At 34.4% G+C, this 19,155-nt stretch carries 18 protein-coding genes; 14 read left to right on the forward strand and 4 right to left on the reverse strand.

Features of this window, described 5'->3' with window-relative positions; translation table 11 throughout:
- Nucleotides 1–79 precede the first annotated feature (79 nt).
- The 5 genes from AC6HVZ_RS00005 to AC6HVZ_RS00025 all read left to right on the forward strand — a co-directional run bounded on the left by AC6HVZ_RS00005 (nucleotide 80) and on the right by AC6HVZ_RS00025 (nucleotide 4,653).
- The gene (locus AC6HVZ_RS00005) at nucleotides 80–637 is read left to right on the forward strand and encodes a Qat anti-phage system associated protein QatB (RefSeq protein ID WP_497556386.1); all 558 of its coding nucleotides are present in this window, start codon (nucleotides 80–82) and stop codon (nucleotides 635–637) included.
- A gap of 2 nt (nucleotides 638–639) precedes the next feature.
- Complete coding sequence (gene qatC / locus AC6HVZ_RS00010; protein ID WP_497556071.1) at nucleotides 640–1,977, forward strand: Qat anti-phage system QueC-like protein QatC; 1,338 nt, start codon at nucleotides 640–642, stop codon at nucleotides 1,975–1,977.
- Between the two features lie 4 nt (nucleotides 1,978–1,981).
- Nucleotides 1,982–2,719, forward strand: a complete 738-nt coding sequence (gene qatD, locus AC6HVZ_RS00015) for a Qat anti-phage system TatD family nuclease QatD (RefSeq protein WP_497556072.1) — start codon at nucleotides 1,982–1,984, stop codon at nucleotides 2,717–2,719.
- A 797-nt stretch (nucleotides 2,720–3,516) separates the two neighbouring features.
- Nucleotides 3,517–4,089, forward strand: a complete 573-nt coding sequence (locus AC6HVZ_RS00020; RefSeq protein ID WP_497556073.1) for an SCO family protein — start codon at nucleotides 3,517–3,519, stop codon at nucleotides 4,087–4,089.
- A 426-nt stretch (nucleotides 4,090–4,515) separates the two neighbouring features.
- Entirely contained in the window at nucleotides 4,516–4,653 is a 138-nt protein-coding gene (locus tag AC6HVZ_RS00025) for a hypothetical protein (RefSeq protein WP_497556074.1), read from the forward strand.
- A gap of 117 nt (nucleotides 4,654–4,770) precedes the next feature.
- Here the strand turns inward: AC6HVZ_RS00025 and AC6HVZ_RS00030 are convergent, their stop codons facing one another.
- The gene (locus AC6HVZ_RS00030) at nucleotides 4,771–5,676 is read right to left on the reverse strand and encodes a DMT family transporter (RefSeq protein WP_497556075.1); all 906 of its coding nucleotides are present in this window, start codon (nucleotides 5,674–5,676) and stop codon (nucleotides 4,771–4,773) included.
- A gap of 633 nt (nucleotides 5,677–6,309) precedes the next feature.
- On the opposite strand from AC6HVZ_RS00030, the gene AC6HVZ_RS00035 reads away from it, so the two are divergent.
- From AC6HVZ_RS00035 to AC6HVZ_RS00045, 3 genes are all read left to right on the forward strand, one after another.
- Complete coding sequence (locus tag AC6HVZ_RS00035) at nucleotides 6,310–7,527, forward strand: amidohydrolase (protein WP_497556076.1); 1,218 nt, start codon at nucleotides 6,310–6,312, stop codon at nucleotides 7,525–7,527.
- 546 nt (nucleotides 7,528–8,073) lie between these two features.
- Nucleotides 8,074–8,403 carry an ArsR/SmtB family transcription factor gene (locus AC6HVZ_RS00040; protein WP_497556077.1) on the forward strand — a complete coding sequence of 110 codons (330 nt, stop codon included), beginning with the start codon at nucleotides 8,074–8,076 and terminating at the stop codon, nucleotides 8,401–8,403.
- Between the two features lie 97 nt (nucleotides 8,404–8,500).
- Nucleotides 8,501–9,439, forward strand: coding sequence for a cation diffusion facilitator family transporter (locus AC6HVZ_RS00045; protein ID WP_497556078.1), 939 nt, complete (start codon nucleotides 8,501–8,503; stop codon nucleotides 9,437–9,439).
- 234 nt (nucleotides 9,440–9,673) lie between these two features.
- Here AC6HVZ_RS00045 and AC6HVZ_RS00050 read toward each other — a convergent pair whose 3' ends face one another.
- Nucleotides 9,674–9,940, reverse strand: a complete 267-nt coding sequence (locus AC6HVZ_RS00050; RefSeq protein WP_497556079.1) for a hypothetical protein — start codon at nucleotides 9,938–9,940, stop codon at nucleotides 9,674–9,676.
- A gap of 61 nt (nucleotides 9,941–10,001) precedes the next feature.
- Here AC6HVZ_RS00050 and AC6HVZ_RS00055 point away from each other — a divergent pair, with 61 nt between their 5' ends.
- The 6 genes from AC6HVZ_RS00055 to pepF all read left to right on the forward strand — a co-directional run bounded on the left by AC6HVZ_RS00055 (nucleotide 10,002) and on the right by pepF (nucleotide 17,246).
- On the forward strand, nucleotides 10,002–11,117 hold the full coding sequence (locus AC6HVZ_RS00055; protein ID WP_497556080.1) for a putative glycoside hydrolase: 1,116 nt from the start codon (nucleotides 10,002–10,004) through the stop codon (nucleotides 11,115–11,117).
- Nucleotides 11,118–11,421: 304 nt separating this feature from the next.
- Complete coding sequence (locus AC6HVZ_RS00060; RefSeq protein WP_497556081.1) at nucleotides 11,422–12,015, forward strand: GNAT family N-acetyltransferase; 594 nt, start codon at nucleotides 11,422–11,424, stop codon at nucleotides 12,013–12,015.
- A 437-nt stretch (nucleotides 12,016–12,452) separates the two neighbouring features.
- On the forward strand, nucleotides 12,453–12,848 hold the full coding sequence (spxA, locus tag AC6HVZ_RS00065; RefSeq protein ID WP_497556082.1) for a transcriptional regulator SpxA: 396 nt from the start codon (nucleotides 12,453–12,455) through the stop codon (nucleotides 12,846–12,848).
- Nucleotides 12,849–13,230: 382 nt separating this feature from the next.
- Nucleotides 13,231–13,923 (forward strand): adaptor protein MecA, encoded by a 693-nt coding sequence (gene mecA, locus AC6HVZ_RS00070; protein ID WP_497556083.1) that lies wholly within the window; start codon nucleotides 13,231–13,233, stop codon nucleotides 13,921–13,923.
- A gap of 232 nt (nucleotides 13,924–14,155) precedes the next feature.
- Nucleotides 14,156–15,337 (forward strand): competence protein CoiA, encoded by a 1,182-nt coding sequence (locus AC6HVZ_RS00075; protein WP_497556084.1) that lies wholly within the window; start codon nucleotides 14,156–14,158, stop codon nucleotides 15,335–15,337.
- 103 nt (nucleotides 15,338–15,440) lie between these two features.
- Entirely contained in the window at nucleotides 15,441–17,246 is a 1,806-nt protein-coding gene (gene pepF, locus AC6HVZ_RS00080) for an oligoendopeptidase F (RefSeq protein WP_497556085.1), read from the forward strand.
- Between the two features lie 273 nt (nucleotides 17,247–17,519).
- Here the strand turns inward: pepF and AC6HVZ_RS00085 are convergent, their stop codons facing one another.
- Nucleotides 17,520–17,702 carry a hypothetical protein gene (locus AC6HVZ_RS00085; protein WP_497556086.1) on the reverse strand — a complete coding sequence of 61 codons (183 nt, stop codon included), beginning with the start codon at nucleotides 17,700–17,702 and terminating at the stop codon, nucleotides 17,520–17,522.
- A gap of 555 nt (nucleotides 17,703–18,257) precedes the next feature.
- Nucleotides 18,258–19,151: a ClpXP adapter SpxH family protein gene (locus AC6HVZ_RS00090; RefSeq protein WP_497556087.1), complete on the reverse strand. Its 894-nt coding sequence runs from the start codon at nucleotides 19,149–19,151 to the stop codon at nucleotides 18,258–18,260.
- Nucleotides 19,152–19,155: the final 4 nt, after the last annotated feature.

Consider the following 19,155-nt stretch of genomic DNA (forward strand, 5'->3'; position numbering starts at 1 on the left):
TAGATTAAAATAATATGTCAACTATTGATGATAGACATAATCGTTAACATATTATAGGGAACTAAATCGATGAGGAGCAATTGGTGGGAAATCTGCGGTAAATGTTGTACGAAATATGGGACGCTTTGCTTCGCTGATTGATCAGATGGGTTTCCGTGAAGCATACAAATTCCTTGAACTAGGAAACTTAGAAGGAAAGAATGTATTCGAAGTTACTAATAGATTAATTGACTTTTTTAGCGAATCTTCAAGTACTATAGATGATGTAGATTCAAGGAACGCTCTAACAACCCTTTTATGGGAATATACTGAGGGAATTACTGATGATACTGAAGTTATTGAAGATGTATTTGATAAAAAGTTTACCACTAGTGATTTGAAGAATCTTTTTTCGAAATTCTTTTCTTACTATTTATATGAACAATTTTGTCGAGTCTTTTATGAACGTTTGGTAACTAGAGTTGGAGAGGCGCAAGCAGATTCATTTCTATCTGGTATTAAAGAATTCTTAGTGTCACGTGTAGATTCATTCCAGTTAGAAAAGGATATTGCACAGGTGGATTGGACAGGTACTGAAGGACAAAAAGTGGCTTCGGAAATTTTAGAGGAAACTCTCTATATCTTTGGAGGGGAATAAAAATGCAATTAGATGTACAAATTGGAAATATACAGGAAGATACTGGCTTTGTAAAAATTGGTTTGAATCATGAACTAGGGCACTTATGCAGCCTAAATATAAATTATCGTGAACTTGTTTCTATGTATAACGGTCAAAACACAATAACACCTGATTTAATTTTATTTACATCAGTTATTTACATAGTTGATAAAATGATCTCAAGAGAAAATCATGCTTCTGATTGTTGGACAAGAGACTTAAGTTTACAAATTCCTGTTAATAACCCTTTATTGTGGGAAAGTATTAATCAAAAACTAGTTTCATGTCTATCCTTTTTAACAGGGGATAATTGGACTATTAGCTTTAGGCAACATACTGGTGAAGTATGTCATTCCCGAGAAGAAGGTGATTATACCCATAAGCATTATGGTGCAGTATCATTATTCTCTGGAGGCTTAGATTCACTTATAGGGGTAATAGATTATTTAGAAAATAATCTAGAAAATAATTTACTATTAGTAGGTCATTACGATCCACATGTTTCAGGGCCAAAATCAGATCAGAATAGTGTTTTTAATAATCTTAAAAACACTTATGGAGATCGAGTAGATTTTTTTCAAATAAAAGTTGGTCAAGATCAGAGTGGTGATGAGACAACGTTTAGAAGTAGATCACTACTATTTTTGGGACTAGGTATTTTTGCTGCGAATAATGTCAGTCCTGATACACCTTTACTAATACCTGAAAACGGAGTGATTTCATTAAATCCTCCTTTAACACCATCGAGGAGAGGATCTTGTAGTACGCGCACTACTCATCCATATTTCATAAAATCTTTTCAGGATGTACTAGTCGGTCTTGGTGTTAAAAATGAAATAGATAATCCGTTAAAATACCAAACAAAGGGCGAGGCATTAGGTAATTGTAAAAACCGTTTTTTAATTGAGAAGATAGCACCACTGACTGTTTCATGTGGGAAAAGGGGACATACACGAAATTGGGAAAATCGAAATGCAAAAAGTTGTGGTGTTTGTATTCCATGCATTTATAGAAGGGCTTCTATGCATAAGTTAGAATGGGATAATGAAATGTATGGCATAGATTTTTGCTCCAATCAATTTGTATTAGATTCGAATTTGCAAACTCCTGCAGACCTACGTGCGTACACTTCATTTATAAAAAAAGGGTACTCTAATATGGAGATTGCAAGATTACTTGTTGCAAGTGGCAAAATTCCTGATGAAGAATTATTAATTTACTCTCATTTAGTTGTAAGGTCTGTAGAAGAAGTTAAAAAATTGATCACAGATAAAGGGAATGATGCTTTAAAAGAAAAGTCTGGAATTATAGGCGGGTAAAAATATGATAGATACTCACTGTCATGTAGATTTGTTTAGTAACCCACATGAGGTGGCTAAAAGAGCTGAGAATAGAAATATTAAAACAATCGCAGTAACAAATTTGCCTAGTCACTTTAAAATGGGATATCCTCATCTTAAAGATTACAAAAAAGTGCGTTTGGCACTAGGTCTACATCCACTTATGGCTGGAAGTCATCATAAAAGTGAATTACGCTTATTTAAAGAATTAGTAGACAAAACCTCTTATATAGGTGAAATAGGACTAGATTTTTCAAAGCAACATTTAAAAAATAAACAGATACAAATTGATAGCTTTAACTTTGTTTTAGAAAAAATTAAAAATCGTCCCCGATTTATCACAATTCATTCTCGTAAGGCAGAAAAGAATGTACTTGATATCTTAAAAGAACATGAGACATCACCAGTGGTTTTTCATTGGTATACTGGACCATTATCTTTAATTGAGGATATCCTAAATGAAGGGCACTATTTTTCTATTAATACTGCTATGATAAATTCTAAATCTGGTTTGAAAATAGTTAAAAGAATTCCTCCAACAAGGATTTTAACAGAGTCTGATGGTCCTTTTATAAAAGTTAATGGTCTTCCAGCTGAGCCATATAATGTTTCATTAGTTGTTGAATATTTATCAACTCTCTGGGGTATATCAAAATTACAAACCGAGGATAAAATCAATCAGAATTTCAGAAGAATACTTACTCCGTTGTTTCCAATGTGAGTTAAATAGGAAAAGTTTACCATTAAACTATCTAAAAAAATTGAAATTTATATTCCTGAGAATGTGGTAGATAAAAATCATTAGATAAGGACGCTCAGATTTTTCTGGGCGTTTTTGTTTGCTGTTTTAGAACGACCTAATTTACCTCTATAATTAGAGTTCCTATAGTTTAAAAATTGTTTTTTCTTTCTAAACTGTACTGTAATTGCTAATAGTAGAGTTTTATCATCAAAAAAAGCGGTGAATAATCACCCGCTTCTAATCGTAAACTCTATAATAATGTACTCCAGACTATCTTCTTTAATTAAAATAGTTTGTGGTTTCATGACACATGCCCCGCGTTGCCACCCTATTTATCTTAAAACTTTAAGATCACTTCATTAATAATAGCTCGAAAGTCCAATTCCTATTTACCTTGATGCTTGTTTTCACCAGCCACAAGCTCTCTAAATATCAATGGGCAAAAGTACTACGCCTTTTTCATTGCTAATATATCGAGTTTTTATCATTATATATATCCTTTTGTAGAAATGCAAGAGGTAAACTTCATACTGAATCTTTTTAAACATTTAGTGAAAATTAATGTAGTTAGAAGTATTTTCACAAACCTTTCACATGAAAACCATTGATTAATTAACCTAATGCTGATACATTTTGTTAAAAGTTATGGTTGAAAATAACCAAATTGATAGGAGGGGACACGACAGAGGAGTTACAACTGAACAGAAAAATAATATTAAGCATTAGCTTATGGTAAGGTATAACTTGAATTATTATAAGGAAAGGATGGGAATGTATTGAAACACTTGCAAGTTCTAATGATTGTTCTTACTATTTTTTTAGTTGCTTGTGGTGAAGAGCTTGAAACAAATATGTCGAAAGAAGTAATGGACTTTGAGTTTACAACACAAGATAAGGAAGCGCTATCCTTAAAAGAATTGAATGGCAAATGGTGGATTGCAGATTTTATATTTACAAACTGTACAACTGTCTGTTTACCAATGACATCTAACATGTCTAAAATCCAAGATAAAATGAAGGAAGAAAATTTGGATGCCCAACTTATTTCATTCAGTGTTGATCCTGAATATGACACACCTGAAGTTTTAAAAGAATATGCAGAAAGTTATCAGGCAGATTTAGATAATTGGACGTTTTTGACAGGTTATGATTTCCAAACGATAAAAGAGCTATCGGTACAATCATTTCAGTCCGCTTTGGAAAAGCCGCCGGAAGGTTCTGATCAAGTAATGCATGGTACTAGATTCTATTTAGTAAATCCAGAAGGGGTCATCGTTAAAAATTACAAAGGTGTCGATTCTGAGTCGATAGAACAAATTATTACAGATCTTAAAATAGTACTTGATTAATCAACGAGTTAAAATCAAAGAATTACAAGAGTGAGAATAAAAATATGTATATTAATGTAAATAAGCTAAATGTAGTAATGGAATTAAAAGAAATAGCTGAACTAAAAATGCTTGGAGTTGAATTCCCATTTCTCAAAAAAAGTTGATACTGCCAAAAATAGTATTGCAGTCAATTGCTACATATGGTAATGAAAGAATAAAAAATGCGGATGAAATCAAATTCGACTACTGAGAAAGAGGAAACGAGAAGGATAATGCAATAACAGATTAAAAGAGCTTCCATTTTATAGTATTAGTGTTACTACGCTAGCTGTTGATCTGGTACTCCAAGAGATTGATTCAGCAAGTTCTAAGAATGAAGCGAATGAACAAGGGGGAACTAATTATAATAGCACACAGGCGAATGACAATGGAGCAGTTAATGAAATGAACGAGATTATAACGAAAGCAAATGTTGGGTTAAATGTAGGAGATATTGCTCCAGACTTCCAACCTCAGACGTTAGAAGGTGATATCATTAAATTATCAGACCACTTTGGCCAACGTGTCATGGTTAAATTTTAGGCTACTTGGTATCAACATGGTCATTTCAAATTTTATAGCCTTATTTTAATTATATTATAGGATTGTAAAGATTTGGTGAAAATTAGTTCAAGCTTTATAGTTCGAAAAAAACTAGCTTCATTTCTTCTGTTTATCCACCAGATCTTGCTCAATTGTATGGACCTTCTTATGATAAGTAGAAAGGATGACGCCTCCCACAATAAATAAGGAACCTACTATCTCCACGCTTGTAATCGGCTTGTACAATAAAATTAGTCCCATAATCATAGCTACAAAAGGTTCTAAGTTAGATAATATTGATGCATTCGAAGCATTGACATGCCGAATGTTGTTATTCCAAATAAGGGTAGCGATACCGTGTACAACAATTGCCGTTCCAATTAGAAAAGCCCAGCCAGGAACATCAAAACTTACCCTTAAAGGATTGTCTGCTACAAAAGCAAAGGGGACTGAAACAATAAAGCCCACCATATTCGAATATAAGGTAATTGTAAGTGAATCAACTCTACGTGAAAGCACCCTTGTCATAATAATCATGATGGCGAATGTTATCATCGTAACAACAATCCATAATAGCCCTTTATCAATGTGTAAAGTGGATAAACTTCCCTTTGCTACAACAAAATAAATACCAATGATTGCAAGCACCGATCCCAGCAACATGCGAACTGTCAATCTTTCTTTTAAGAAAATGGTTGCCAAAAAGCCAGTTAAAATAGGAGTTGTTGCCAGAATTAATGCAGATGTTGTAGGATCAGCGGTTTCTAATCCTACAAAAAAAGTCCATTGATTGATAAATACACCAACAATCCCAAGAAAAGTAATGGCAAGTAAATCTGTTTTATTTAAAATTGTTTCATGTTTCTTAAAAGCTGATAATCCAACCAAAAATAACAGAATAAAGAAAAGCCTTAATGATGTTAATAGAGTTGGGGAAAAATCTTGCACTAAAATCTTTCCAAACACGAAATTACTGCCCCATACGACTACGCAAAAAGTTAGCCAAGAATAAGCTTTCAACATATTTTTTATTCTCTCCTATAATAAAATCGCAATTTTATTATTATAACCGTTAAGAAAAGTTCCGTATACCAATTTGCTTGAGTAATAATTGAATGGTATTGGAATAGGATCTACTCTGCTCATAATTTAATTATTTTATGATGATTAGGCTCCTCAGAAGAGCATGTTTTTTTCCATAACAATAATAATTACGGTATTCATTGCTAGTTATGATGAAATAAACAAGTGTAAACCTTTATTTTATAGAGGATGTTCAAAAAGTCCGGTGAAAATGACACTTCGAATTTCTTCGTTGGCGATAGTGGATCTTCTACTAAGACCGCCCACGTCCTGTGGGCAACGTAGAAGTCAGCACATCCTGTGCAAGCCCGGTCCTCACGTATTTAATTGCATACGTTCCGGTCCTCAAAGCTGCCCCGCCTCGAACTTCTCGGTCCTTTTCATCCTCCTTTTTGAACACGCACTTATAGGGAATAAATAGAATAAGATGCAGTTTTAAAAAATATAGAATATCACAGTTAAAATTGTCTTAACGAAAAGTAGGGATTGCAATATGTGTATCCCATATGTAACTATCGATTCAGCTTAACTAACAATCAATGGGGCTTTCAAGTATGAAAGGGGATAATATTGATGAATGAACAATTAATGAAAATGTTGGAAGAACGAGAAGATGAGATGATTGAAATTCGCCGCTATTTACATGAGAATCCGGAGCTTTCTTTCAATGAAAATAATACAGCAACCTATATTGCTGATTTTTACAAAGGAAAAGATGTTGATTTAGTGACAAATGCTGGAAATGGATACGGAATTGTTGTAACTATAAAAGGCGATAAACCAGGTAAAACTGTCGCACTTCGGGCTGATTTTGATGCACTTCCTATCACAGAAGAATTGGATGTTTCTTTTAAGTCAAAAAATGAAGGTGTGATGCATGCTTGTGGTCATGATGCCCATACAGCTTACTTACTAGTTTTAGCTGATTGTCTTATCCAATTAAAAGAAAAGATCCATGGAATAGTAAAAATTATTCATCAACATGCCGAAGAAGTACCCCCAGGCGGAGCTAGGAGCATAGTGGAAGCAGGATTTCTGGATGATGTAAATGCGATCTTTGGCATTCATGTTTTACCGATGGCATCTGCTGGTACTATTGGTTATCATAGTGGTTATGCCTTTAATGGTCGAGCCTATTTTAAACTTCGTCTACAGGCAAGTGGAGGGCATGGTTCTTCTCCACATAGGGCAAATGATGCGATTGTTGCCGGAGCTTATTTTGTAACAACTGTGCAGACTATTGTTAGTCGCAGAGTGGATCCGTTGAATGCAGGTGTAGTGACGATTGGTTCCTTTGATGGTAAAGGAAGTTTTAATGTGATCAAAGATAGTATTGAAATTGAAGGGGATATTCGCTATTCAAATAATGATACCAAGGAAATTATTGACAAGGAAATTCATCGTATTGTGAAGGGAACCGAAGAATTATTTGGGGTAATATGTGAACTCTATTTTAAACCTGACTATCCACCGTTATATAATGATCCAGAATTGACTTCATTTGTAGCGGATACGTTGAAGGAAGTTGAGGATATTGACATTAAGGAAGTCACAGAATTTCCTAAATTGGCACCATCCGATGACTTTGCGTACTATACAGAGAAGATTCCTGGTTCTTATTTTTATATTGGTTGTACACCAAAGGAAGTAAAAGAGCCATATTTCAACCATCACCCTAAATTTGATTTAGATGAAGATGCGATTTTAGTTGCAGCCAAATCAGTGGGGTATGTAGTTGCCAATTATTTAAGTATGGAAAAAGCTGCATCAAAGAATAAGCAAAATAACTAGAATAGTCATGAGAATGGAAATTAAAATGTAATCTAACGGATAGTGCATTCCGTTTTTATTATTACTATAAAAAACATATGACAAAAGCTCACAAAAAGATTGAACTTTTATTGTTACTAAATTCATCATTAATAACCCGTTCTTAATGATGAGCGTTTGTCGATCCCTAATAGATAATTCTCATACCATACTTGGTATGAGAATTATCTTTTTATGTTCAGCCTGTGCTTGCTGAGTTAGATTGGCGCTTTGAACTTGGCTTACTGCTGTTTGAGTAGATGGGATTTAAGTAGAAGCTTGTTTAATTGCTTCTTAAGCTATTGCTTGATCAGATGAAAAATTGACGATCCACTAACCATCAATTTAAGTTTAACGGGTGGTTCACAACGAATGTAATAAAGAATTGAAAAATTCAGTAAAAACTTTTGATTTGGATTGACAATGACTCACACTATGTTAATATATGAATATATATTAATATAGTCATATAAATTCTAGGTTTACTTCTCAAACCTTTGAATCAAAATGGAAAGTGAGGAAATTATAATGGTAGAACCCAATGAAAATAAAGAAATTAAAACGAATGAAGACTTGGATGAAGAAACATTGTTTGTTGTATCGCAAACATTTAAAGCATTAGGTGATCCAACAAGAATCCGGATTCTTCATTTGCTGTTTCATCGGGAATACGCTGTAAATGGAATTTCAGAAGCATTACACCTCCGACAGTCGACTGTTTCTCATCAATTGCGTTTTTTAAAGAATTTACGATTGGTAAAATTCCGTCGAGAGGGAACAACACTTTTTTATTCTCATGATGATGAACATGTCATAAATGTGTTGAAGCAAACGATAGATCACGCATGTCATAACTAGTAAAAATACTTGGAGCGAATAAATAATTTACAATAAAAAAATTTCATTATTAGCATGCAACAGATTTATTGTGCAATATATGAGGGAGGTTTTACAATTGGGACATGATCATGGACATAACCATACGCACGGTGCCAACAAAAAGGCATTGATGATCAGCTTTAGTATTATCACTGTTTATATGATTGTTGAAGCGATTGGAGGGTTTCTTACCAATAGTCTTGCTTTATTATCTGATGCAGGACATATGCTGAGTGACTCTGTAGCTTTGGGAATTGGATTATTAGCATTTACATTAGGGGAAAAAGTTGCAAACTATAGCAAAACTTATGGATATAAACGATTTGAGATATTGGCCGCTGTTTTTAATGGGGTTACGCTATTGTTAATTTCAATTTATATATTTTATGAGGCATTTCAGCGTTTCCAAGATCCACCGGAAGTAGCTTCAACAGGAATGTTAATTATCGCTTCCATCGGTTTATTAGTAAACATCTTTGTTGCATGGATATTAATGCGAGGGGATACGGAGGAAAATTTAAATCTGCGAGCGGCTTTTCTCCATGTATTAGGTGATTTACTTGGTTCTGTTGGGGCAGTAACTGCCGCTTTGTTGATCATGTTTTTTGGTTGGGGCTGGGCAGATCCGTTAGCGAGTGTATTTGTGGCTGTTTTAGTGTTAATTAGTGGATGGAGAGTCACCAAAGATGCTATTCATGTGTTGATGGAAGGTACACCAAAAAATATTGATTTACAGGCAGTTATTCATACGTTAGAAAATGTCCAGGGAATTATGAAGATACATGATCTGCATGTATGGAGTATTACGAGTGGACAGAACGCACTTTCTTGTCATGCTGTGATAGATGGGGGCTTGACCATTCAGGATAGCCAAACCCTTTTACGAACAATTGAACAGGAATTGGAACATAAAGGTATTGGTCATGTAACGATTCAGATGGAAAACAATGAACACCCCCATGAAGATTCGCTAATGTGTCAAAATGATCAAGAATCATCAGCTCATGAACATTAGGCTAAAATTACTCGGCTAGTATAAGGGCAGTTATTAATTAACTTCAACTTTAACTGCCCCACAAGCTATTTTTGCATACCAACCAAAAATTTCGACAAAATATTTCATTTTACCCATTCATTTATATATCTTTTTCATTTATACTAGATTAAAGTGGCTGTTCAAAAGGAGGATGAAAAGGATCGAGAAGTTCGAGACGGTGAAGCTTTGAGCACAAGGAAAACTTTCCTCAAATCACATCGCATGCAGGAAAAGTGCCTTTCCTTTCGAAGCTGCAAAAAAAGCAAGCCAACGAGCTTTATGAGTGATGTGGTGACTTCTACGTTCGACATCATGGTTTTCGGTGGACGAGCCTTGGCGCAGCACCAGGACGTGTCGGTACTTGGTAGAAGATACCTTAAGAAGTGTTATTTTCACCGGACTTTTTGAATAACCTCTTAAAGTGAATTTAGGAGATTGATAGTATATGGGGAAAAAGCAGTATTCAATTTTTACAGTCATAAGTGTTCTCCTGCTCTCTATTTTGATACCAATATCTAGTAGTGGAGAAGAAGTACAAAGGATGAGCTTACATAAAGAAAGGCAAACAAACTTAAAATTAATTGATACACGGCAAAATATGAAACGTTTTACATATGATTCAGGCTATAATTTTGCATATCCGGATGCAGTAAGAGGAGTTTATGTGACGGGTAATTCAGCAGGTGGAAGTCGCTTTGAAACACTGCTTGATCTTGTTGAAAAAACCGATTTAAATGCAGTGGTAATAGATATTAAAGAAGATCATGGTAACTTAACCTTTCAACCTGAAGAAGGTTCAGCCTATGAAGACATCGCCATGAATTACATAAGCGACCCGGAAGGCATGATGCAGATTCTTGAAGAAAAAGGGATCTATCCCATTGCCAGAATAGTAGTTTTCAAGGATTCTGTACTTGCAAAAAAACGACCGGATTTATCTTTTACTAAAAATGGGGAAGTGTGGGTAAATAATAAGGGTGAGGCGTTTGTAAGTCCGTTCCAAAAAGAGGTTTGGGAATATAATGTGGAAATTGCCAAGCTGGCTGCAGAAATGGGCTTCCAAGAAATTCAGTTTGATTACGTACGATTCCCAGAAGGATTTGAAAATAAAGATAAAGAACTGGATTACACTTTAGGCGATTATGAAAACTCTGAACAGAATAATATTAAAAGACGTGTTGAAGCAGTAACAGACTTTGTTCAATATGCCAGAGAGGAATTGGAATATTACGGTGTTGATGTAGCTGTTGATATATTCGGTTATGCTGCAACCATTGAAGAAACGCCAGGCATTGGACAGAACTTTTCAAAAATCTCAGCTAATGTAGATGTTATTTCATCGATGATTTATCCAAGCCATTGGACATCTTATTTCGGGATTGCAAAACCGGATACCGAACCATATAAACTGGTAACAGAATATGCCAAAGTGGAAAATAAAGTATTAAGTGCATTGGATGATCCACCTATTTCACGACCGTGGATTCAGGATTTTGAAGCTCCTTGGCTATATAGTGGGGTCACAAAGCAATATGGCAAAGCTGAAATAGAAGCCCAAATTAAAGCACTTTATGAAAATGGAATTAATGAATTTCTTCTATGGAATGCAGGCAATGTATACACAGATAATGTTGATTACAAAATCGGCATAAAGTAGCATAGTTTTAGATGTTATAATTAATAATACGAATTAGGGGTACAACTAACATTACGATTTGTATCCCTAGTTTTATGTCTGTAACAGCACGCTCATCAGTTGCCGGCATTTAATGAAGAGAATCAGTAATAAAGTTCTTTTTGGTTAAAAATTAGTGAAGAGTGCAGGAACACCAGTCGAAAATCCAGAATAAAAATCAACAAGAATTATATACTAAATATAGTCTATTTTTCTGGAAGCATTTAACAAATCATCTTTTTTTCGCTATACTAAACAAGACTACGAAAAGATAAGGAGTAGATCAATGAACTGGTATGAAAAGCTAAACAAGTACTTTCCGGTAGAAGAGATGAAATCAAAAGAGCATATGGAAATGCTTTTAGATGAAAAGGGAGATGTTTATTATAAAGACGAAAGTCCCCAGCATGTAATGATGTATGCTGAATTTGATACATTTATTTTTATCGATTATGTATGGGTCTCATCAGAAACAAGAGGACAGGGTATTGGACATCAATTAATTGACAAACTTAAAAAGAATAATAAGCCGATCATTTTGGAAGTAGAACCAGTCGATTATGATGATACGGATACAGAAAAACGACTTCATTTTTATCAAAAAGAAGGGTTTACCCACGCACAATCCATTGGATATAATCGGCGATCTCTAGCAACAAATGAGGAAAATGCTATGGATATATTATATTGGTCTCCCAATGATGAATCAGAAGAAATGATTTTTGAACAAATGAAAAAAATGTATGAAGATATTCATACGTATAAAGATAAAGAATTATATGGAAAAGCATATCAATCGGTTGATGAAGTATTAGTTTATGACGAAGATCGAGATACGGAGGATATTCTGGAAAGCTTAAATTCAGTTGAAAAATCATAAGAATTACTCATGCGAGTCTCTTAATATGTTTGAAAAGAGGCTCGTTTTGGTTAAGTGAATAGGTTGTTTCATATTCGGATTCTCATACTTATGATCTGACCCATTTCCCCATAGACAGGTTGTCTGTGACAGTTTGCAATTGCACGCTTTCCAGATATTACGACAATTTTTCATGAAATATACAAGTAAGTGTTTTTTATTTTTATAATAATATTTTCATATAACATGTTTAATTGAAAATGAAATGGGGTATGTTACAAATAAATGAATACAATTCGTGAACATTTGAATTTAACCTATTTTTTCCTGTTTACCCTCTACCTTTTGCTTGACATTTGTAGTATAATTTACATATAGGGTTAATTAAACTTATTTTAATCTAATAAGTTATTCAATGTTTATGAAAATCCCCATTTTAGAACGAGGAGTGAAGTTTTATGGTAACACTTTATACCTCACCAAGTTGTACATCTTGCAGAAAAGCAAAAGCATGGTTGGAAGAACATGATATTTCGTTTAAAGAGCGTAATATATTCTCAGAACCATTATCATTGGATGAGATCAAGGAAATATTGCGAATGACGGAAGATGGAACTGATGAGATCATCTCAACACGCTCAAAGGTCTTTCAAAAATTGGATGTCAATATTGAACAATTACCAATGAAAAATTTATTCAATTTGATCCAAAAGAACCCTGGTCTGTTGAGAAGACCAATTATTTTAGATGAGAAACGTCTGCAAGTGGGCTATAACGAAGATGAGATTCGCCGATTTTTACCGAGAACGGTACGTACCTTTCAATTACGTGAAGCTCAACGGATGGTTAATTAAGTTAGATAAAGAATTGAAGAAGAATAGAGTGAAACGCAGATTACTTTAATAGGATCTGCGTTTTAATTTTTTAGTGACAAATAAACTAAAATAGTTTAAAATATGATATTAACAATTCAAGAAAATCCTGTGTAAAATAAGTTTCAAAATATAGGCAGATAAATTTCCAAAACATAGCACAATATCATACAATGGTAATAGATATTCTTATCCTCTGTTCCAAAAATATTTTCTGAAAAACAGTACACAATACGAGCACTGATAAATGTATGGTTAGAGATATGTATTACAGGGTAATGAATAATAAATAATATTACAATATAGATTAAGGTGAAGCGGTCTCTTCTACCTGACTATTTTACGGAAAGGAGAGAATTTAATAATGGAAATCGAAAGAATAAATGAGAATACAGTCAAATTTTATATTTCCTATATCGATATTGAGGATCGGGGCTTTGAACGTGAAGAAATCTGGTATAATCGCGAACGAAGCGAGCAATTATTTTGGCAGATGATGGATGAAGTAAATTATAAAGAAGATTTCAATGTTGAAGGTCCTTTATGGATCCAAGTTCAAGCAATGGAAAAAGGTTTAGAGATTATTGTTACGAAAGCACATGTATCTAAAAATGGAGAAAGTCTTGAGCTTCAGACAGAAGATGGCAATACAGTCGATTTTCCTGTCGATAAAAAAATAGAAAATATTTTAGATGATAAATTTGGAAAAGCGGAAGAAGAATTAGATGATGAAGAATCTACCCTTGATGAAGATAATCTGTGGATCATTGTAAGCTTCAATGAATTTGAAGATGTAATTCAGTTAAGTCATTATTTTGATGACAATATGGAGAACGCAGAAGAAACACTTTACCATTATAAGGATAAGTATTATTTATATCTGGAGTTCTCACAGGACTCACTGGATGATCATCTTCAGGAGAACATTATCAGTCAGGTTTTTGAATTTGCAGATGATACTGATGTAACCGTTCATTATCTGGAAGAGTATGGGAAAAAGGTCTTTGATACAGACACATTTGCTCAGGTCAGATCTTATTTTCCAGTACAGGTATAGGCACTCCTATTAAAGAGTGTCTATTTTTTCGTTCCTCGTTAGAAAGTATAGATTCTTAGCTGGGAAGGATCTCACATAGAAAGGTTTTAAGACTTAAGTATAACTTACAGTAGTGTATGCGGTTTTTTATTAAAAAATCTTTTATCCTCTTAAAAGCTAGTAAAACAAGTTTTCTAATTTTGTAGCAGGATTATGATTAGCTTTGTCGAATATTGTATTAGGAGGTGATTTAGTGCTGCAAGCAAAATCAAATGACGGAAAGCTTGTAACGCTTGCTACATTAAGAAGAAAAGAAATTGAACAAATGAAACAAAAGAAATGGAAATTTTTCTGTCCTACCTGCAATCATGAAGTAATCATAAAAGCTGGGTCAAAAATGATTCCCCACTTTGCCCATACGTCCACTATTAATTGCCCATCATATGAAGGAGGGGAAGGATCCTATCATGAGCAAGGAAAGCTTCTGTTATACCAATGGCTAAAAAGCCAGAACATAAGTGTAAACTTGGAAACCCATCTTAAAGAGATTCATCAACGCCCGGATTTATTGTTAACGATCAACAATAAAAGGATAGCGATAGAATACCAATGTGCACGCATACCAACGGAACAGATAAAACAGCGAAATGATGGCTATAAGAATGCTGGGATAACGCCCATATGGATCTTGGGAGCTAAACGCTTCAAACGTCAGACGGGAAATCACTTCAAGATCGATCAGTTCACACTTCAGTTTATCCACCAATTTACATCTGAACATCCGCTTACATTATTTTACTTCTGCCCACTAACATTAGAATTTATTGTCATACAAAATATTTATTTAACGAGTGCAGGACAGGCGATTGGTAAAATAATATCTATTAAATTAAACCATCTTAGCTTTACAGATATTTTTATCCAGAACTCACTCCTTCCAAATGAACTCTATCAATTGTGGAAAAATGAAAAACAGCAGTTTCGTTTACGAGTAAGAAGGAACCTTTACGGGAGTGAACTGGCCTGGCATCAGTGGCTATATTTAAAAGGAACTCATTTGGATTATTTACCTTCGATTATTTACCTACCTGTAGTTTCGGGCTATCTGATGAAAACTCCGGCATGGAACTGGCAAAGCCGACTATGTTTGGATGTACTGGAGCAGCTCCCAGTTGGACAGGAGTTTTCCTTAAGTTCGTGTAAGTATCTTTTAAGAAAACATATACAACAGCCACAGGATTTCCCGCTGATTTCTTCAGAAGATGATCCCATTGAAAACTATCTTCAAGTATTGATTCATTTAAACATCATCCAAAAGCTTTCTCTAAATTATTATCAAAAAATAAGTACCCTCTCGTTTTACAAAAACATCGAAGCGGCACTAGCAGGAGACGAGAAATTAATGAACGTCCTTCAAAACAAAATACAAGCATGAATTTGTAATGATTCGTTATACTAAATAAATAGAGATTTTTAAAGGTATTTTTAAAAAAATCTAGAATTACTATAAAGTATGGATATAACGAGGAGGAATTATAGTGGCGAAAGCGACAAAAGAATTACAAAAGCGCAATGAAATACCAGAAGAGTTGACATGGAGATTAGAGGATATTTTTGAAACAGATGAAGCATGGCAGGAAGAATTTAAAAAATTACAAGCAGATATTCCCCAGGTGGAGAAATATCAGGGAAAACTGGCCGATTCAGCACAAAACTTATATGAACTATTGAAGCTCCAGGATGAAATTTCCGAACGTTTAGGCAGGCTGTATACATATTCGCATATGCGTTATGATCAGGATACAACAAATTCTTTTTACCAAGGCTTAAATGCACAAGCTGAAAATGTGCTGACACAGGCATCAAGTTCAATGAGCTTTATTGTTCCGGAGATTCTTGCAATGGATGAGGCTAAACTAAATGGATTTCTGGAAGAAAAAGAAGAATTACAATTGTATAAAAAAACATTGGATGAAATTACACGTCAGCGTCCACATGTATTGAGCCAAAAAGAAGAAGTGTTATTGGCTGAAGCATCTGAAGCTTTATCCAGTTCAGCACAAACATTTGGAATGCTTAATAATGCTGATTTAACATTTCCTGAAATTATAAATGAAGCTGGGGAAGAAGTAGATCTAACACATGGAAGATATATCAAATTCCTAGAGTCTAAAGATCGCCGTGTTCGTGAAGAAGCATTCAAAGGAATGTATGATACGTATGGAAAATTCAAAAATACATTCGCATCAACATTAAGTGGAAACGTTAAGTCAGATAACTTCAATGCAAAGATCCGCAATTATGAAACTGCAAGACAGGCGGCGTTGGATAATAACAATATTCCCGAGCAAGTGTATGATAATTTAGTTGCAGCAGTAAACGAAAAATTACCAGTGCTCCATCGCTATACAAAATTACGGAAAAAAATATTAGGACTTGAAGAATTGCATATGTATGATTTGTTCACGCCACTTGTGAAAGACGTGGACATGGAGATCCCATATGATAAAGCTAAAGAGTATGTGCTCGCTGGTTTAGAACCACTTGGAAGTGAATATATCGATATTCTAAAAGAGGGATTTCAGAATCGCTGGATAGATGTGGAAGAAAATAAAGGAAAGCGCAGTGGGGCATATTCTTCGGGTGCCTATGGTACAAATCCATATATTTTATTAAACTGGCAGAGTAATGTAAATGATACATTTACACTGGCACATGAGCTGGGCCATTCCGTGCATAGTTATTATACAAGAAAATCACAGCCATTTCGTTATGGTAATTATTCTATCTTTGTTGCAGAGGTTGCATCAACAACGAATGAAGCATTATTAAATGATTATCTGTTAAGAAACCTGGATGATGAAAAACAAAAGCTATACCTGTTAAATCATTTTCTGGAAGGTTTCCGTGGAACAGTATTCCGTCAGACAATGTTTGCTGAATTTGAACATGATATCCATGTTAGATTGCAAAATGGGGAGGCTTTGACAGCGGACAAACTAACGGAGCTTTACTATAATTTAAATAAGAAATACTTTGGTGAAGCGGTTGTCTCCGATGAAGAAATCGGTTTGGAATGGGCGAGGATTCCTCATTTCTACTACAATTACTATGTGTATCAATATGCGACAGGATATTCCGCAGCTACTGCACTTGCCAAAGAGATTCTTGATGGAACTGATGGAGCAGTAATGCGTTATATAAACTTCCTAAAGGCAGGAAGCAGTGATTATCCGATGGAGGTTCTAAAAAAGGCAGGAGTGGATATGACCACAAAACAGCCGATTTTAGATGCGTTAGATGTATTTGAAACTAAATTGAATGAAATGGAAAAGTTACTTTAGAATGAAGCGCAAAGACGAAGGGCGCCCGTATAGCAACAACGTACGGACTGGGGATCAATAGAATGATGGTCGTTTCGATGTTAACTATCCCAACAAGGGTATAAGTGCGACTAGCTCTCTTTTTTATCATACGGTGGTTGATGAAAGTCACGCTAGTTGCAGGAGATGAATATCGATTATTGATTATAGTAATATCAAAATATAAACAACCAAAATTTATATTTTAGCGAGAACAAAAAATAAAAAGAGGATGATTATAGCGATCATCCTCTTTTATCTCATTCTTCCCCGATATACACGTCTGTGCGAGAAGGAATAGATGGTTAAATAAATCGAAATAAATAATAGTGGCAGAGTAAAATATAGCGGGATTAGCGACATTAGTCCTAACATATTCAAAAAGAAAGCAAAGAGAGTCAGTAGGAGAAAAAGAAATGGGAGATGACCTTCCTTCATATTTATTCACGCCTTTCCTAATAGCAAGTATATTAGATGATATGTTAATTTTTTGTGAAGTAGAAGTGACATTTTTGTGAAAATATGCACATACTTATTGATTCTAAAATAATTACTTGGTATAGTAAGTATGTAAGATAAAACAAACAAAACCCCTTTGTTTGATCATGAAACTTTCTCCCATCCCCCTTTGTTTTTATATACAAAGAGAGATAAAGGATATACGCTGCCCCGTATATCCTTTATTTTTGGTAAAAAAACGCTAAAGCATCTTTCTAGAATTCAGAGGCTAGAAGTCAGATTTGAAGAAATCAGCGAAAGGGCCAATTTCGTATATCCTTTCTTACCTCTTAAAAAACAGAATCTATCCATCTTTTTTTCTGCAGAAGTGGATAAGTAATACGTCGGAGCAAATTTAGGTTGCAGACGAAAAGTACTTATCGTCTGATATCACTCAAGAAGTATGCATCCAGAATTAAAAGGTTTCTAAAAAGCAAAGTATGCTTCAGGAATTACTGTACCGAATACCAATTTTTTTAATATTAAACCCGGTTTTTATACGATATATTTCCAAAAAGACCCATATTTAACGGGTATCCTCTGTACCTTTTGCTTTAATTGTAACTTTTTCATTTCCTTTTCTGTTTTAGCGAATGTCCAATCATATACTACGGAAACTTCTTTACCACCAACAACTTTATAAAATGCCAGAAAGTCTTCGAGTGGCGGTTTTTCAGAAGGGATAGGACTTTTTTGCAGGATTTCTTGTAAAACATGAACATAAATGTCATACGGATATAATCCGGAAATTTTAATCCCTTGTTCTTCTATCATCTGATTGAAAAACACGATGGTAGGAATGTAGTCGACCTCCATTTCATGTGTTAATTTTAAATCACATTGAAATGCTTTTTTAGCTGAATCAGAGTAAAGGTCATTTTTAAATTCGAATATATCAAGATTCGCTTCCGTTGCGCATTTAATTAATACTTGTTCATCAGAAATGTTTTGTTTATTCAAAAAGACGTTTTCCTGTACTTTTCGTAAAAAAACTCTTCCGGCTTTTTTACCTTGTAACTCTGCAGCTTTTATAGCTAACGATGCAAGCCATGGCAAGGAAACAGGATTTTCAACCCATAAGTCACCATCACAGCTCATACCCGTTCTTTTTGCGGTTTTTTCCCATATATCTTTGATTTTTCTCGGTTTATCAAATTGATCATTATTCAATGTATTTAAATGACCACTTACAATTGGGCGTATCGTAAAAAAACGTCCATACTCAATGGAAAGCTTCTTTAAATAAGGCTCCAGTGACCAACATTCGGGACAAAGGGGATCAACAAAAACATAAATTTCAATCGGTTTTTGCACAAAATCAAAAAAGCTATATTTATCCGATGTGTTTGTATGTGTTGAGCTTTTATACTCAGTTTGATTCCAACTCACATCG

Source organism: Oceanobacillus sp. NCCP-135 (assembly GCF_059698015.1).

Bases quoted from the DNA above. Each gene is read 5' to 3' on its own strand.
- AC6HVZ_RS00030 (WP_497556075.1), bottom strand. From the start codon at position 5,676: ATGTTGAAAGCTTATTCTTGGCTAACTTTTTGCGTAGTCGTATGGGGC.
- qatD (WP_497556072.1), top strand. From the start codon at position 1,982: ATGATAGATACTCACTGTCATGTAGATTTGTTTAGTAACCCACATGAG.
- AC6HVZ_RS00055 (WP_497556080.1), top strand. From the start codon at position 10,002: ATGAGCTTACATAAAGAAAGGCAAACAAACTTAAAATTAATTGATACA.
- AC6HVZ_RS00050 (WP_497556079.1), bottom strand. From the start codon at position 9,940: ATGACTGTAAAAATTGAATACTGCTTTTTCCCCATATACTATCAATCT.
- AC6HVZ_RS00085 (WP_497556086.1), bottom strand. From the start codon at position 17,702: ATGAAGGAAGGTCATCTCCCATTTCTTTTTCTCCTACTGACTCTCTTT.
- AC6HVZ_RS00060 (WP_497556081.1), top strand. From the start codon at position 11,422: ATGAACTGGTATGAAAAGCTAAACAAGTACTTTCCGGTAGAAGAGATG.
- AC6HVZ_RS00040 (WP_497556077.1), top strand. From the start codon at position 8,074: ATGGTAGAACCCAATGAAAATAAAGAAATTAAAACGAATGAAGACTTG.
- qatC (WP_497556071.1), top strand. From the start codon at position 640: ATGCAATTAGATGTACAAATTGGAAATATACAGGAAGATACTGGCTTT.
- spxA (WP_497556082.1), top strand. From the start codon at position 12,453: ATGGTAACACTTTATACCTCACCAAGTTGTACATCTTGCAGAAAAGCA.
- AC6HVZ_RS00025 (WP_497556074.1), top strand. From the start codon at position 4,516: ATGAACGAGATTATAACGAAAGCAAATGTTGGGTTAAATGTAGGAGAT.
- AC6HVZ_RS00035 (WP_497556076.1), top strand. From the start codon at position 6,310: ATGAATGAACAATTAATGAAAATGTTGGAAGAACGAGAAGATGAGATG.
- mecA (WP_497556083.1), top strand. From the start codon at position 13,231: ATGGAAATCGAAAGAATAAATGAGAATACAGTCAAATTTTATATTTCC.